The 1,505-nt window shown below is 53.7% G+C and carries 1 protein-coding gene; it reads left to right on the top strand.

The window, feature by feature from the left end; all coding sequences use genetic code 11:
* The first annotated feature begins 717 nt into the window (after positions 1-717).
* Positions 718-882 (top strand): transposase, encoded by a 165-nt coding sequence (locus ACOCD2_RS18325; RefSeq protein WP_295471855.1) that lies wholly within the window; start codon positions 718-720, stop codon positions 880-882.
* Positions 883-1,505 lie beyond the last annotated feature (623 nt).

Raw genomic sequence — 1,505 nt, 5'->3', positions numbered from 1 at the left:
TCGGTTACTCTCTCCCGGCCAGGTTTGAGAGGCGGGCCTTTCACCCACTTGGAAAGCACACAGCTTTCAGGACGCACGCCCGGAAATTTCACCGCCCCACTGGAAATAGGCCTCTTTTTGGGCTCTTCTCGGCTTTGATGAGTGAGCAGAATGTACAATAAATTGCTAATTATTTGAATATGAACAATTTAATCCAGGTAGAACGGGGCTGTATGATTTGCTCCATCAGGGCAGTAGCTGTCCATTTTTCAACCCCTCTCCGCCTGTACCAGCCATATGCTTGTGCGACTGATGCAGACGGCGAAGGGCAGAAAAATGGACAAAAGCTCACTCATCAAAGCGGAGAAGAACCTCTTTTTGTTGCATAAAGTAAGGATTACCAAACACTTACCAGCAACAAAACAAAGAGGCCTATGAATACAGAGTGTAAACCAGAACAGCTGGAATTTCAGTCCCTGGGGCGGCGTGAGGTGATGGGTCGTTTTGACGGCGGGCGAATCACTTCGGACGGTGGCGGGCTGCTGCGCGAGCAGGACCGGGGGAACCCGCTGGCTGCCTCGAGCACCCTCAATCGTCTTGAGTTGGGCCTACCGGAGTCGGCCACATCAGACCGCTACAAGCGGATTGCCGCGGATAGTGACGCCATGGATCGATTGCTGGTTGATCTTTTCCTGGAGTCGTACCGCAAGCCCCCGCAAGAGATCTGGCTCGACCTGGATGCAACCGACGATCCGCCTGAAGCTGCTGAAAATCGGTGCCCGCCTGCACCTGACAGCGCGCAAGGTCTGGCTGTCCTTCTCGGAAGCGTATCCCTACGCCAGTGATATTGCCCAGATCCTGGCCAATCTCAAGCAGCATCCTGCTTGGTCGCCGCCTGGATAGGTTCTTCCGTCCCCGACAACATCGACTCAAAGAATCAGTCCTGGGTGCTGAGGGACTGGTGCGTCTGTTCTGTCAAAAAAACATCCTCCAGAGCCCCTGAGAGGGCGAAAAACACGAGAATCTCTTCTCTTGGCGAGTACCTTGGCACGAGAAATGGGCTATCGGGCTATCTTGGCCACGTCCCGGCGCCCAAAAACATCGGAACCAGGGGATCGGTGAGCGATGCGGGTTAGACGAGAATGGCAAACAGGGCGAGGCATATCATGAACCCACCGGGCTTGACGTTCGGTGGGATGCCATTTCTGAACAAAATCCGGCTTATGATGCCGTGAATATTGGACGTCGCCCTGTGGCGGCATCGGTGAACAGTTATCGGGGCTCGTGGTATGGCATGGAACATAACCTGATGCGGCTCATTTCGGAACTGGGAATATTGCAATACAGGCTGATGGGCTATAGGTCACACCACATATTTCAGGATGCGGCGTAACTGGTGTTTCACTTATTCTTTCTGTGCCTCTGTAACTTTAGTTCTGTTTTGATTCGCCTATCGCGTTCCGTATCGGCCCGTGTCTGCTGTTGTTGCAGCATGTCCTCCAGCGCTTTGAGCTGGCCGACAGCCT

It is taken from the genome of Thiolapillus sp. (assembly GCF_048562965.1).
GTDB lineage: Bacteria > Pseudomonadota > Gammaproteobacteria > Chromatiales > Chromatiaceae > Thiolapillus > Thiolapillus brandeum_A.
The sequence above is the reverse complement of the archived record's forward strand: the minus strand, read 5'-3'. Positions and strand labels throughout refer to the sequence as shown.